The sequence below is a fragment of the Echinicola pacifica DSM 19836 genome (assembly GCF_000373245.1).
GTDB lineage: Bacteria > Bacteroidota > Bacteroidia > Cytophagales > Cyclobacteriaceae > Echinicola > Echinicola pacifica.
The window spans coordinates 432,796-446,404 of record NZ_KB890739.1 but is presented as its reverse complement, the minus strand read 5'-3'; the positions used below and the strand labels follow the sequence as shown (position 1 = coordinate 446,404).

Sequence of the window (13,609 nt, the reverse complement as noted above, 5' to 3'; positions counted from 1 at the left end):
TTAACAATTTCTTAAAATGCATCTCAATAAACAGCAGTAATTGGAAAAAATCAAAAATCGCCAAATAACTATATAGAAATATACACTTACACTATCGAGGACAAATGGATTTCCCTCCAAAAACCATCTAAAACCCTATTATGGTTTACCTTAGCACAATACCTGATATAGGCCAATAATTAATATTCAAACCAAATGATCCATTCAAGCTAAAGGCCAAATAACAGACCTATTTTGTTGGTTCTGCTTTTAATGAATATTTACCTAGCTGGTTTAACGGCTTGTAATTGTAAGAAACACCCCTATTCAAGTTTCACCATTGACAAAATGAATAACATAAGGAAGCCATGCTAAAATAGAATTTCATCCTTCTGCAAAATATCCTTACATTGAATATTCAATAATAAGCTAGAAGAAAGAATGAAAAAATGGAAAGCGCGGCTGAAGGCCTTAGGATTCTCTCTCATCATATTATGCAGCTCCTATGGATTTGCCCAGCAGGGTCCTGAGCGATTCGATGCCGAGGTAAAGCAGATCACAGAAAGCACCCCCGTCCCCGATCAGGGTCCCATATATCTCTTTACAGGCAGCTCAAGCGTAAGACTATGGAAAGACCTGCCTAGCTACTTCCCTGGCAAAACTATCGTAAATACGGGCTTTGGAGGCTCTCAAACCCATGAATTATTACACTTCGCAGAGGAGCTAATTTTGCACTATCATCCACAAAAGGTCTTTATCTATGAAGGCGACAATGACCTGGCGAGTGGAAAAAGCCCTGCTCTGGTCCTGAAGACCATGAAGACACTAGTCGCAAAAATCCAAGAAGCACTGCCAGAGGCTGGCATTGTCCTGATCAGCCCAAAACCAAGCCCCTCCCGCTGGCACCTAAAGAAGGAATATAACGACCTCAACCGACTCCTTGAGGTATATGCAAATACGGACAGCAAGGTGGAATTTGCGAACGTATGGGATATAGCCATCAATCCTCAGGGGCGTCCCAAGCCAGAAATCTTCCTAGAGGACAGCCTTCATATGAATAAAAATGGCTATGATGACTGGGCTAAGGTCATCGGAAAATACTTTAAGTAAAGATCATCCCTTAACGTATGAGTAGGCAAACCTTGGGTTGCAACAGCTTATTTACTTGCTAAATAAAAATATTGAGGGGTAATGTCACCTATGGCAGCATGGTATTTTTATTATTGCTGAAAAAACACCAGATATACTTTATTTTATATCAAGAAGGCAATCGTTTGGAAAATACGATTTGCCACTGTTACTTTGCACTACTTCAGGAAACTGATTTATAAAGAAGAGGCGAGAGACCAGGCTCTGAGACCCTCTGGCAACCATTTGTAACTACAAAAAGGTGCCAAAACCTGCCCAAAAAAATAGGGAGCTATAAATTAGAAATTATGACACAGTTATACGTACACTTTTTTTTCCTCATTCATCACACACAGTCCAGGATCTATTCGATGCGGGGCAATTTTTTCCTGTATTCCAAATCAATATTCATCAAGAAAGATCTCACTCATGTCCAAGAAGCATTTTGAAACGGAAGCAATCCGCATTGCCTCCTCCAAATCAAACCAAAGAGAGCACAGCGCTCCGATATACCTTACCTCCTCTTTCACTTTTGACAGTGCCGAGGAAGCCCGACAGATGTTTGCTGAGGAAATCCCTGGCAATATCTATTCTCGCTATGCCAATCCAAACAGCACTGACCTAATAGAGAAGGTCTGCGCCGTGGAAGGCACAGAAGCTGGACTAGCCACTGCCTCTGGTATGGCAGCGATGTTTGCAAGCATGGCTGCGCTCTTGCAGCAAGGGGACCATATCCTGGCCTCACGCTCGCTCTTTGGATCCACGCACCAATTATTGACTAGGGTATTTCCTAAATGGGGCATCAGCTCCACTTATGGGGATATTTCTGATATAGAAAACTGGGATAAACTCGTCCAGCCTAATACCAAAATGCTATTTATCGAAACCCCATCTAATCCTGGTCTGGAAATCATCGACTTGGAATGGGTAGGTAAATTTGCGAAAGCTCATAATCTAATCCTGGTGGTGGACAACTGCTTTGCGACCCCTTACCTGCAGCAGCCAGCCCAATGGGGAGCGGATATCGTGGCCCATAGCGCCACCAAATACATCGACGGTCAAGGCCGGGTATTAGGCGGATTGATTTTAGGCAAGAAAGAACTTATTGACGAGATCAATTTCTTTGCCCGCCATACTGGCCCTTCCATCTCTCCATTCAATGCATGGATACTTTCCCGAAGCATGGAAACCCTCGCCGTAAGGATGGATAGGCATTGCAAAAACGCCCTCGAAGTGGCCTCCTATTTCGAAGGTAATGCAGAACTGGAATTTGTCAAATACCCATTTCTAAAAAGTCATCCTCAACATGAGCTGGCCAAAAAACAAATGAAACAAGGGGGAGGCATCATCACACTTACCCTTAAAGGGGGCATAGAACGCGCTCAGCGATTCATCGATCAGCTACAGATGATCACGGTCACTGCCAATCTAGGAGACAGCAGAAGCATCATAACGCATCCGGCATCCACCACTCATAGCAAACTCACCGAAGAGGAAAGGCAGCGCGTAGGAATCCTGCCAGGTTTGATACGACTATCCACTGGTCTAGAGCACCATGAAGACATCATAGCCGATGTGCAGCAGGCTCTCGACAAGTCAAAATAAATGCTCAAAAAAAAGCCCAATCATTAATTTGATTGGGCTTTTTTTTATTTCTTAACTTCTACACTATCGATCAGCGGAGATTTATAAAAGTCAATATCCATTAACTCCATCCGCTTATAATGGCTTTTCAACCTTTTCTTAAAACTCTCCCAGTTACGGTCTTTTGCATCCGTCCATGCTACTTCTGATATGGCGATAAGCCTTGGGAAAACCATATACTCCACCTCATCCAGGGTAGAAATCGTCTCCGTCCACAATGGGGCTTCTACGCCCAGAATATTCTCCTTATTAATTCCCTCTACCAATTCTGATGGCTCCCAAAGATAGGCGCTATCCAGCTCCACATAGGCAGCCCAGTGAAGCCCCAAACGTGTTGTAGAGTCATATTGCATATCTAGATAAGCGCGGGTGGCTGGCGAGATCAATACTTTGGCACCCTGCTCCACGGCCATCTTAGCATTCTCGGCCTTGGCCCAGTACTGAGCCGTAGCGCTTGGTCTCAGTGCAGCATGAGCGATCTCATCCCAGCCTATCACCTGCTTACCATAGGAGGTTACCATATCTTGCACCTGCTCTATAAAGGGAATATAATCCTCCAAAGCGGTCACATGAGACTCATCACCACCAATGTGAATATAGGGTCCGGGAGTAATCTCCACCAATTCGCGAATCACATCATCCACAAACTGATAGGTCACTTCCTTATCGGTGCAGAATGTACTAAAACCAACCTCAGTGCCAGTGTACAGATCCGGAGCCTCCCCGTCGCAATTAAGTTCTGGATAACTCGCCAATGCCGCATTGGTATGCCCAGGCATATCGATCTCCGGAACGATGGTAATGAATCTATCTGCGGCATACTGTACGATATCCTTATAATCCTCTTGGGTATAGAATCCACCCTTACCACCTCCTACTTGGGTAGAGCCTCCGATTTCTGTTAGCTTTGGCCAAGATTTAATTTCGATCCTCCAACCCTGGTCATCTGATAGGTGAAGATGAAGGTAATTGTACTTATACATCGCCAGATAATCAATATACTTCTTCACATCCGCCACCTCAAAGAAATGTCTGGACACATCCAGCATACTTCCTCTATAATCATAGGTAGGAGCATCTTTAATAATGCCAGCAGGGATTTTCCAGCTCACACCTTCATAGCTACCTGCTTTTTCAACCTCATTGGGTAAGAGCATTCGTAAAGTCTGCACGGCATAGAACAAGCCTGCGGGACTTCCTCCCTGGATGATCACCTGATTTTCGGATACCTCAATTTGATAGCCCTCCGCAGCAAAATCATCATTTAAAGTGAGCCAGATACTCCCATCAGAAGGAAGTTTTTGGTTCTTTACCTGCAGATTGAGACCTGTAGAATTTTTTAGCAAATTAGCCAGGAAACCTGCACTCAAATCCATGCCCTCCATATCAAAGCCAATCAATACCTCGGTGTTTCCATCGATTTCGAAGGAGCCTTTAGCGGAACTCACTTCCTGTGGCAGGGGCAGCAGAACTGCATCCTCCATTTTGGGATCTGGCTCGCATGCTACCATCGCAGCAATACACAGACCTAGACCAAGCAACTTACTCCATTTCATCAGGACCATCGGTTTATTATTTTTATATTAAATTCTTACGAAACCTAAACTTAATCAATTTTTTTTCAAAACTTAGCAAGCTAAACAACATTCTTATAAAGGGTAAATCCACTGATATAATGTAGATTTTATCGATTTAGCCGCAGAGGTATAGGCGGTTTTTGGTCAAATAAGGGGATAAAATCTAAGTCCGTCCAAATAAAATATTTACCATTCGATGGGAAAAATAATTTTTTAGCTAGAAGTAAAAAAAGAATTCAATAAATTGATTGGTCAAATTGAAATAATAAGAAATCGACAATATTCCACATGAAAAAGAAAAAAGAAGTAAGCCAGGAAAATTCCAGACGAAATTTTATGAAGGGAGCGGCGACAGCTGCTGCCGGATTTTACTTGGTTCCCCGTCATGTACTTGGCGGCCCGGGATTTACGGCTCCTAGTGACAAGATCGTGGTAGCAGGCATAGGAGTGGGTGGCAAGGGAGAAAGTGACATCAATATGATGTATAAAAGTGGCCAGGCAGAAATAGGTTATTTATGTGATGTGGATGACAGAAGAGCGGCCACCTCCAGAAAGCGCTTTCCCAAAGCCAAGTATTATAAGGATTTCCGTGAAATGCTCGAAAAGGAGCATAAGCACATCGATGCGGTGACCGTATCCTCGCCGGATCATAATCACGCAGTACAGGCTATGGCGGCGATGCAGCTGGGCAAGCATGTCTATGTACAGAAGCCGCTTACCCACGATATATATGAAGCAAGGATGCTCACTCAGGCAGCCGAAAAATACAAGGTGGTCACTCAAATGGGCAATCAAGGTTCCTCCGGTGATGGGGTAAGAAGAATGGTCGAATGGTATGAGGCCGGGCTTATCGGAGAGGCTACCAAGGTATGGTGCTGGACCGATCGACCAGTATGGCCTCAAGGCATCAAATGGCCAGAGCAAGGCAGCACTCCCCCAGCCGAACTGGATTGGGATCTATGGCTAGGGACTGCCCCTCACCGAGAATACGTGGACAATCTAGTGCCGTTCAACTGGCGAGGATGGTGGGACTATGGTACGGGCGCCCTTGGCGATATGGCCTGTCATATTATGGAGCCTCCGTTTAGAGTTCTAGGATTAGGATATCCGTCTGAAGCAGAATGCAGCGTGGGATCCGTATATGTGGGAGAATTCCAACGAGGCTATTTCCCTGATGGCTGCCCTCCTTCCTCTCATGTTACCCTGAGATTCAATTCTCCTCAAGGCCGGGACATCGAATTTCACTGGATGGATGGTGGTATCCAACCCACCAGACCCGAAGAGCTCGGACCAAATGAGCAAATGGGAGACGGCGGAAATGGCGTGATTATCGAAGGTACTAAAGGCAAAATGATGTGCTCTACCTATGGTATCAACCCAAAATTACTCCCAACCTCCAGGGAGGATGGGGACAAAGTCCCTGAGACCTTAGCAAGAGTGGAAGATGGAGCCAATGGCCACTACGCCCAATGGGTGAAAGCCTGCGTGGCCGGTCATGGCAGTAAGGAATTCAAAGCTTTGAGCTCTCCTTTCTCTGTCGCTGGACCATTGACCGAATCTGTGCTTATGGGCAACCTGGCTATAAGAAGCTATGACATTCGCACGCCTAAGGAAAATGGAGGACATAACTATCCGGGAAGAGGTATAAAACTAGTGTGGGACGGACCGAATATGAAAGTAACGAACTTCGATGAAGCCAACCAATTTGTAAAAAGAGAATATCGAGGCGACTGGTCCTTGAAAATGTAAGGCAACAACCCTATTACTAGAAGGAAATCCTTCCCTAAATTATATTATAAAGTGGTGAATAAATAATTGCTATTAGGCAATAGCCCAATAACAATTACTATTCACCATTTTTTGGTACAAATAATTGGTAAAAACGCTTATTAACCCTACTTATTTAATTACCTTAAGTTTTTACTAAAGACCTATTTGAAGCCTATTGAAAAACCCATAAGCTCCTAAGTAGAAGTGTATTCTGTACGATAATATAAAAAATATATCTATTTTAGATATTATTTCTCAGTACACATGCCTCTATTTATGAGCCCCGATTGGCGATGGAATCTGTCTGGCTCTTTTTTTAGCCTATTTCCTTTAGCCTCACTATTTGGCAGGGAACAGGAAAACAGGCAACTCCGATTAATTTGCCATGAAGAATTTAGAGGCAATGCCTTATTCATAGAATAATTATACACCTAATATTAATTTACCAACAGCAAATCAACATGAACATCCACCCCGTTATTAAAACCCGAGAAAACTTCATTAACCTCATCAATGACCTAAGTCTGGAGGAAGTTAACCGAATACCTCCAGGATTCAACAATAATATTGCTTGGAATTTTGGCCATATCATTGTCACGCAGCAGTTGTTATGCTACCGACTTGCTGGTCAGGAGTTATTGATAGAAGATGAACTAGTGCAAAAATACCGAAAGGGCACCAAACCTGAGGGACCCATTTCGGCAAAGGAGCTTGAGCATTTGAAGATACTTTCATTATCCACCTTAGAAAGCTTCAAGAATGACCTTATGATCGGGATATTCAAAGAATTCACAGAATACTCCACGAGTTTTGGCATTACAGTAAAGTCTATCCACGATGCAGTGGAGTTCAATGGTCTCCATGAAGCCATGCACTTAGGCTATGCGCTAGCCCAGCGAAGAGCATTAAAAGGATAACAAATAGCCTCAGGCAGATTTATTCAAGGGCATAAAATACAATGGGTTCATTGATCTTAGTAATCTTGACTTTATCTGTTTGAGGCATCACCTCTCCATCCACCTGAAAATCGGCCCCGTCGAGGTTTTCAATCTCCAGCTCGTTAAAACTCCAGGATTTCACAAAATCAAGTTCCTCAATATTATCTTTAAACAGGCTTATAGAAAGGGATATTATCTGGTCAATCCCCTCAGGGTTTAATGCAATAATCTCAAATTGTCCATCAGAGATATCGCCGAAAGGGTTGATCCTTGCGCCAGTACCATATTTGGCAGCATTGGCGATGACTAGCATCTTGGCAGTTACTTCTCGAGCGTCTCCTTGCTCCAGGAGTCTAAAACGATACGACTGAATCTCCTGAAGTTGGGCGAGGTAGCCCTTTGCATAGGACAGCATTCCTCTACCCTCCTGGTCTGAGGACTTTCTTACCAAGCCAGCATTAAAACCAAAGTCACTTAGGTGAATACACAGTTCCCCATTGATATCCCAAAGATCTACCCGCTTTTCAATCCCGTTTTTGATGGCATGACAAGCATCCGAGATTCCATGAATCCCAAAATCTGTGGCTAATCCATTGGCAGACCCCAGAGGGATAATCCCCACTGGCACCCCCATTCCTTTGATGGCCTGCACCACCATCTTGATGGTACCGTCTCCTCCTCCTACCAATACGCCGTCAAAAGCATTACTATTTAGCATTTCTCTGATTTGCTCAGGATCCGATTCTTTCCCTGTGGTTTCCCAGGTTTGGAATTCCACATCATGAAGGCTGTTACAAAGCAAGTCACTGACTTCCTCCCTGTCATCCCCATCTCCTGAGATAGGGTTTACGACATACAAAAATTTCTTTTTCATATTTATTGAACAATAAAAGAATGCTCCAAGGCATGCTTCAGTGCCTCCTCGGTATCCTTAACGAATATTACTTCTGGTGAATTTGGTATTTCTTTGAGATTATGGACCATCTCCATTCGCTCCTCAGTGATCTCATGCTTTACTTTCCTGATATACACCGTCTTCACTCTTCCGGGATGCTCTTTGATGACCTGCTCATATAGTTCTGGATCATGCTGACCGCTGTCACCGATCAAGAAAAAATTCATCCCCGGATAGATCGCCAGTAACATTCTTACTTTTTCTAGCTTATGCTCATGATTTCCGCCTCCTGATTTCCATATATTTTTCAAATTAAGATGTAAATCTTGAAGTAATAAAGGACCTGAGGGAATATTTCTGAAATCCATAAAATCCTTGATCATATCAAACAAATTCCAATCACTGCTGGACACATAGAAGATGGGATGCTCGCCGGCATTGGTAAGTGCATGATAAAACTTACTAACGCCTGGGAAGGGTCGTCTAGTATAGGCATTTTTCGATACTGACAGCCAGAGTTTCTTACCAATTTCCGTGGCGTGAGAGACTAATACGGTATCATCAATATCGGATATTATTCCAGTGGGGTGATTTTTGGAAAACTGACAAACGGGAATCTCCTCTTCTTTATGCTCTCTTACCAGTCCTTCTTCCTCCTGCAGCTTAAAGATCACCGAATCAGCATGGAGTTTTTTGCCCATGGGAGCTCGGAATTTCCCTGAGACGATCCCTTCCTCATCACTCTCCAGTACATGCTGCTGACCCGCACAAGTGACCGTGACTCGCGCATCGGGCACACTACTTCCTGCGTACCGCCGCAGTGCCGCCAGCACATTCTGAAAGCGATTGTTTTTCTCGGAGGGGCGACTTTGTCTGTAGGCCTCCACCACCCTAGCCTTGACAAATATGCACTCCTCATTCCCAAAAGCATATAAGGGCTCCACTTTAATCTTATCAAGGTTCCCTAACCATTTCTTGATTTTTGAAATGGCATATCTAAATGGAAAAGTAAGTAATCTAATGATCATAACTGTGGTATAATTTTATAGACTCGAATTCTCTTTCTCCAACAATCCCTAAGGCTCTCAGCTCAGTATATATTCCAAGCCAATATCCTGAAGTGACTTAAGTCCTGTATTCAAATACAGTGCAATCCATGAGGTCACTATTCATTACAAAACTTTATCTACCTCAAAATGTATCACTCAGGTAAAATCATCATTTGAAAAAAGATTGACTTAAAAGATTCAATCAACAATCATCCCAAAGTCATTGGAAATCATCATTTATACTTTATTTTAGATCACTAAATAAAGAAAATAAGACTGCTGATGCTAAATTCAAAATTTATGCCTACACTAGCGAGCTATTCAGGCTATACTCCTACCAAAGATAAGTCAGTCTTAAGCATAATCAATTCTACTGAAAGGATATAAATTGGATAAATACTGGAAAAAATACGATAAACTAGTTAAGAAATGGGTGTTTTGGCCGCCATTTATCCTATTAACGTTTGCAGTGGTGATGAGTCTGGTGCAGCCCAGCCTTTTCGAGCTAGCGATGAGTTCCATCAATACTTTCATCCTTGACCATTTTTCATTAGCCTTTTCCTATACCTCTTTTTTCATGGTATTGACCTGTATTGCTGTTTTGATTTCCCCCTTGGGGAAGTACAGAATTGGTGGAGCAGATGCCAGGCCTCGGTTCAGCAGATTAAGTTGGTTTTCGATTGTCCTCTGTACGACGGTCGCAGTAGGGATTTTATTTTGGGGCAGTGCTGAGCCATTATTTCACTTTCTATCCCCCCCGGCATTTGCGCATATTCCCGAGTCCAGCCCTGAATCCTCGGTATTTGCTATGTCAGCGATTTTCCTGCATTGGGGATTTACGCCTTATGCGATTTACTCCATTCCGGCCTTGGCCGTGGCATTAGCGATCTATAATCGAAATCAAGCCTTCAGCCTTAGCAGTCCCATATCACCGCTTCTAGGTAAACATGCTCCACGCTATGCGAATCTGATCGATATGATCTGTCTATTTGCCTTGGTTTCTGGTATGTCGGCCTCATTAGGTGCAGGGATTTTGAGCATTACTGGTGGACTAGGCAGTATGTGGCCAGCGCTAAACAGCCCCTTACTTATCCCCTTAGTCACTACTGGCATCATCACCGCTTTCATCCTCTCAGCTTCCTCGGGGATAGATCATGGCATCAAGAACCTCAGCCGAATTAATTTCTTCTTTTTTATCCTCTTCAGCTTAGCCATAGCTCTTCTCGGGCCAGGTAAGCAGATCATCATGCTCAGCCTTCAGGGCTTCCAGGAGCTTATCGGCAGCTATATCCCGCTAAGCCTACAACTAGGAGAGATCAGAAACTCCGAATGGACACAATCCTGGTCAGTATTCAACTGGGCCAATTGGATGGCCTGGGCCCCCATAACCGCATTGTTTTTGGGAAAAATAGCCTATGGAAGGACCGTGAGAGAATTCTTGCTATTCAACTGGTTTTTACCTGCCTGTTTTTGCCTTGCATGGATGGGGATTTTTGGAGGGAGCACCTTGTATTTTGCCAGTGAGGGCCCTGTCAATTTTCGGGAATTGCTAAAAACAATGGGTCCGGAATCAATTATCTATGAAGTAATCAGCCTAATTGGTCATGCTGAGCTACTCCAACCTGCCTTTATCATTGCCATGTTTATCAGCTATGTGACTGCGGCAGATTCGGGAACGGAAGCGATGGCCTCATTGAGCATGAAGAAGTTTGATCTCCAGCAGCTGGACTCCGACAACCGCCTAAAAGTCACCTGGGGCTTACTCGTAGGGATCCTGGCCTGGGTCATGATCACTTTTGCAGGAATTGATGGCGTAAAAATGCTCTCCAATTTGGGAGGCCTTCCTGCATTATTTTTGCTGGCCACCATCATGATAAGCCTTTGGAAAATCATGTGGCAACCCAGCAAATATCTTTAAGAAAAATCAGGCATTAGGATCATATTTCAGTTTTCCTGCAATATACAAATAGAGCACCTTAGAATACCTCAGCATCAGAGGCAGCAGAAGCACATTAGTCACTCCTACGGTCACCAGATACACCCAAATCTCGGGGTCACCAAAACCATAATTAAGAATGAGCATTATATTGACCACTAGGGCTACCGAAAGGGCATAACTGATATACATCGCTCCATAATAAAAATCCGGCTCTGGCTCCAGCGTCGCATTACAATTGGGACAATGGTCATTCACCTGTGTCAATTTCCTGAAACTCATCAATGATACAGGAAAGATACTTCCCTGATGGCATCGTGGACATTTAGCTGCCAATATTGCGGCTCCCGTACTTTTCATTTGCTTGTGATTTATTAACTACTAAAGATAACAAAACTCCATCGAATGATAGCCAGAGCCCGGTGAGCAAATCCCAAAATTTAACTGGTAAATTGTTCCCACCTACCAAACACCTCAATTTCCCTGGTGGCAACCGCTAAAAAAAAGACCGCCAAACAGAGTCGTTCAGCGGTCTTTGTTGTTTTGATATTTTATACCCTCATTATTTATGAAAATAGGGCCTAATCATCATTTGTATTATTCCCCATTCAGGATGGTTTGCTTATTTTTGACAGGGTTAGCATACATATTCAGGAAGTTCTCCAGCGCCACCACATCGGAAGTGTCCACACCCTTATTCATTCGTGCGACAAAGTCCTGCTTTTCCGCCTCTGTATATTCATTGGCGAAAAGTTCGCCCGGATATAATAAGTCAAAGGCTATATAATTGGAAGGCCAAAGTTTATAATTACTGATAATGCGTCTATCGATGACATCGCAGAGCTCTTGAAGCTGCTTATTTCCAGACTCTCCTTTTTGGAGGATAGCGTCTATTTCGTCATTTATTGGTGAATCGATATGGACATGAATTCTTTTCTTTTGGCCCATAATGCCATTGATGATGGTATTAAAGTCCTCATTATCTTGCTTCACATATACCTCAGATCTTGATTTGGCCATCAATTCAGGCATTTTCAATACATCGGTGGGATCATATTCATAAGAAAAAGAAACGGGAACGATATTAAGTTTCTTGAAGTACTCCAAATCGGCCAGATCCCCTTTTCCCATGGCGATCATTTTCAGGATGCCCTTATGGGTAGCATCATTGCCATCTTTGGTACGTCCTTCTCGCTGAGCGATCCAGACCGATCGATTTTCATGGAAGATAAGTTCTCCGATATACTCGGACATGAGCCTGGAGCTTTCCAGCATTTCTCTGGCCGGTAGCCCCCGCTGAACCACAAAGTTTCTGGTCAAGCGAGAAAGGGCCAAAAGCAGCGGACGCTTCACCAGGTTATCCCCAATAGCACTGGAGGTCATCATCAAGTCCTCACTATATAGGACATAGTTTAATAAGGAGGTATCCAGAATTATATCTCGGTGATTAGAGATAAACAGGTAGGGGGTATGCTGATCCAAATGTTGCAATTTTGAATAAGAAAGCCCTTCTGAGCTCTTTTTCAGCACCATATTGATCGCAGGATAGATGAAATTAATCTGGAAATCACGGATAGAATAAGTCCGATGGAGCTCCTTTACCCATTCTGCCTCCTCCAACTCAGGGAAGGTAAAGGCCATAATGGCTTTCATCATCGGATCATCGGCTATACTGCGCAATGCCTGATTCACCTCAGTATCATAAAACGGTCTTATATGATCAAATTTTGACATGTTGTTTTTCTTTACAAAGTCGCAAATTACAAAAAAATATGTGTAGGCTGAACTTTACCTACAAATTAAGTTATGGAGAGGACCTTCCCCCGGATTCCAAAAACCAATCCAACACACGAATAAGTCGCCTATAGAAGGCCCATTCCCTCACCCTCTCACGCAGTGCTCAAGCCACTCTCTCCGCCTACCTCTCTATTGACACCAGACGTAAGCTCCGCCCAGATCTCATTAAGCTGAGCCTATTTGCTAAGCGCTTTAAATAAAAAAAGCAGCTATACGAAGACAGCTGCTTTTTTTGTGAGGATAGAGCTTATAGGCCCAAAATAAAGTTTTGGGACCATCTATCTTTCGAAAAGGGAATTACTTCTTATTTCGGAAGCTTTTATTATAGAGCTCTACACTTTCGCGGATAATTCTCATCGCATCTTCTTTGCCAAGGAAATCTTCCACTTTTACATCTTTACTTTCCAATTTCTTATAATCCTCGAAGAATCTATGCGTTTCCTTCATCAAGTGCGGAGGCAACTCATCGATATCGTTGATATAATTTACCGACTGATCATCAGCAGCCACAGCGATAATCTTATCATCTGCCTCTCCGCCATCAATCATTCGCATCACACCGATCACCTTGGCTTTCACCAAAGTCATGGATGGAATATCAATTTGTGAAATTATCAAAATATCCAAAGGATCATGATCTTCGCAAAAAGTCTGTGGAATAAAACCGTAATTGGCAGGGTAGTGAACTGCAGAAAACAGCACACGATCCAGCTTCAACATACCGGTTTCTTTATCCAATTCATATTTTCCCTTACTTCCTTTTGGAATTTCAATGACGCCTTGAACAAATTCAGGGGCTTCTTCTCCTATATTGACGTCATGCCATGGATTGATCATATTAAAAACTTTTTATGTTTTTGTGTTCAAAATTATATGGGTGGCAAATTACTGCCAAT

11 protein-coding genes and 1 riboswitch are annotated in these 13,609 nt (G+C 43.2%); of the genes, 5 read left to right on the top strand and 6 right to left on the bottom strand.

What is annotated here, in order from left to right:
- Nucleotides 1–420: 420 nt before the first annotated feature.
- Nucleotides 421–1,089 (top strand): GDSL-type esterase/lipase family protein, encoded by a 669-nt coding sequence (locus B050_RS0106425; protein ID WP_018473076.1) that lies wholly within the window; start codon nucleotides 421–423, stop codon nucleotides 1,087–1,089.
- A 212-nt stretch (nucleotides 1,090–1,301) separates the two neighbouring features.
- A riboswitch (SAM riboswitch) is annotated at nucleotides 1,302–1,408 on the top strand.
- A gap of 128 nt (nucleotides 1,409–1,536) precedes the next feature.
- Nucleotides 1,537–2,712, top strand: coding sequence for a trans-sulfuration enzyme family protein (locus B050_RS0106420; RefSeq protein WP_018473075.1), 1,176 nt, complete (start codon nucleotides 1,537–1,539; stop codon nucleotides 2,710–2,712).
- A 44-nt stretch (nucleotides 2,713–2,756) separates the two neighbouring features.
- On the opposite strand, the gene B050_RS0106415 is transcribed toward B050_RS0106420, so the two are convergent.
- Entirely contained in the window at nucleotides 2,757–4,307 is a 1,551-nt protein-coding gene (locus tag B050_RS0106415; RefSeq protein WP_229802442.1) for a beta-N-acetylhexosaminidase, read from the bottom strand.
- 309 nt (nucleotides 4,308–4,616) lie between these two features.
- Here B050_RS0106415 and B050_RS0106410 point away from each other — a divergent pair, with 309 nt between their 5' ends.
- Both B050_RS0106410 and B050_RS0106400 read left to right on the top strand, forming a co-directional pair.
- Nucleotides 4,617–6,077, top strand: coding sequence for a Gfo/Idh/MocA family protein (locus B050_RS0106410; RefSeq protein WP_018473073.1), 1,461 nt, complete (start codon nucleotides 4,617–4,619; stop codon nucleotides 6,075–6,077).
- A 482-nt stretch (nucleotides 6,078–6,559) separates the two neighbouring features.
- Nucleotides 6,560–7,015 (top strand): DinB family protein, encoded by a 456-nt coding sequence (locus B050_RS0106400; protein ID WP_018473071.1) that lies wholly within the window; start codon nucleotides 6,560–6,562, stop codon nucleotides 7,013–7,015.
- A gap of 19 nt (nucleotides 7,016–7,034) precedes the next feature.
- Here the strand turns inward: B050_RS0106400 and B050_RS0106395 are convergent, their stop codons facing one another.
- Nucleotides 7,035–7,910: a diacylglycerol/lipid kinase family protein gene (locus B050_RS0106395; protein ID WP_018473070.1), complete on the bottom strand. Its 876-nt coding sequence runs from the start codon at nucleotides 7,908–7,910 to the stop codon at nucleotides 7,035–7,037.
- A 2-nt stretch (nucleotides 7,911–7,912) separates the two neighbouring features.
- The gene (locus B050_RS0106390) at nucleotides 7,913–8,959 is read right to left on the bottom strand and encodes an App1 family protein (RefSeq protein WP_018473069.1); all 1,047 of its coding nucleotides are present in this window, start codon (nucleotides 8,957–8,959) and stop codon (nucleotides 7,913–7,915) included.
- A 409-nt stretch (nucleotides 8,960–9,368) separates the two neighbouring features.
- On the opposite strand from B050_RS0106390, the gene B050_RS0106385 reads away from it, so the two are divergent.
- Nucleotides 9,369–10,898: a BCCT family transporter gene (locus tag B050_RS0106385; RefSeq protein ID WP_026235691.1), complete on the top strand. Its 1,530-nt coding sequence runs from the start codon at nucleotides 9,369–9,371 to the stop codon at nucleotides 10,896–10,898.
- Between the two features lie 6 nt (nucleotides 10,899–10,904).
- On the opposite strand, the gene B050_RS22075 is transcribed toward B050_RS0106385, so the two are convergent.
- From B050_RS22075 to B050_RS0106370, 3 genes are all read right to left on the bottom strand, one after another.
- The gene (locus B050_RS22075) at nucleotides 10,905–11,276 is read right to left on the bottom strand and encodes a DUF983 domain-containing protein (protein ID WP_052308737.1); all 372 of its coding nucleotides are present in this window, start codon (nucleotides 11,274–11,276) and stop codon (nucleotides 10,905–10,907) included.
- A 237-nt stretch (nucleotides 11,277–11,513) separates the two neighbouring features.
- Nucleotides 11,514–12,650, bottom strand: a complete 1,137-nt coding sequence (locus B050_RS0106375; protein WP_018473066.1) for a 1-acyl-sn-glycerol-3-phosphate acyltransferase — start codon at nucleotides 12,648–12,650, stop codon at nucleotides 11,514–11,516.
- A gap of 360 nt (nucleotides 12,651–13,010) precedes the next feature.
- Entirely contained in the window at nucleotides 13,011–13,550 is a 540-nt protein-coding gene (locus B050_RS0106370) for an inorganic diphosphatase (protein WP_018473065.1), read from the bottom strand.
- Between the last annotated feature and the right edge of the window lie 59 nt (nucleotides 13,551–13,609).

Coding starts and splice junctions, on each gene's coding strand:
- B050_RS0106425 (WP_018473076.1), top strand. CDS start 421: ATGAAAAAATGGAAAGCGCGGCTGAAGGCCTTAGGATTCTCTCTCATC.
- B050_RS0106420 (WP_018473075.1), top strand. CDS start 1,537: ATGTCCAAGAAGCATTTTGAAACGGAAGCAATCCGCATTGCCTCCTCC.
- B050_RS0106415 (WP_229802442.1), bottom strand. CDS start 4,307: ATGAAATGGAGTAAGTTGCTTGGTCTAGGTCTGTGTATTGCTGCGATG.
- B050_RS0106410 (WP_018473073.1), top strand. CDS start 4,617: ATGAAAAAGAAAAAAGAAGTAAGCCAGGAAAATTCCAGACGAAATTTT.
- B050_RS0106400 (WP_018473071.1), top strand. CDS start 6,560: ATGAACATCCACCCCGTTATTAAAACCCGAGAAAACTTCATTAACCTC.
- B050_RS0106395 (WP_018473070.1), bottom strand. CDS start 7,910: ATGAAAAAGAAATTTTTGTATGTCGTAAACCCTATCTCAGGAGATGGG.
- B050_RS0106390 (WP_018473069.1), bottom strand. CDS start 8,959: ATGATCATTAGATTACTTACTTTTCCATTTAGATATGCCATTTCAAAA.
- B050_RS22075 (WP_052308737.1), bottom strand. CDS start 11,276: ATGAAAAGTACGGGAGCCGCAATATTGGCAGCTAAATGTCCACGATGC.
- B050_RS0106375 (WP_018473066.1), bottom strand. CDS start 12,650: ATGTCAAAATTTGATCATATAAGACCGTTTTATGATACTGAGGTGAAT.
- B050_RS0106370 (WP_018473065.1), bottom strand. CDS start 13,550: ATGATCAATCCATGGCATGACGTCAATATAGGAGAAGAAGCCCCTGAA.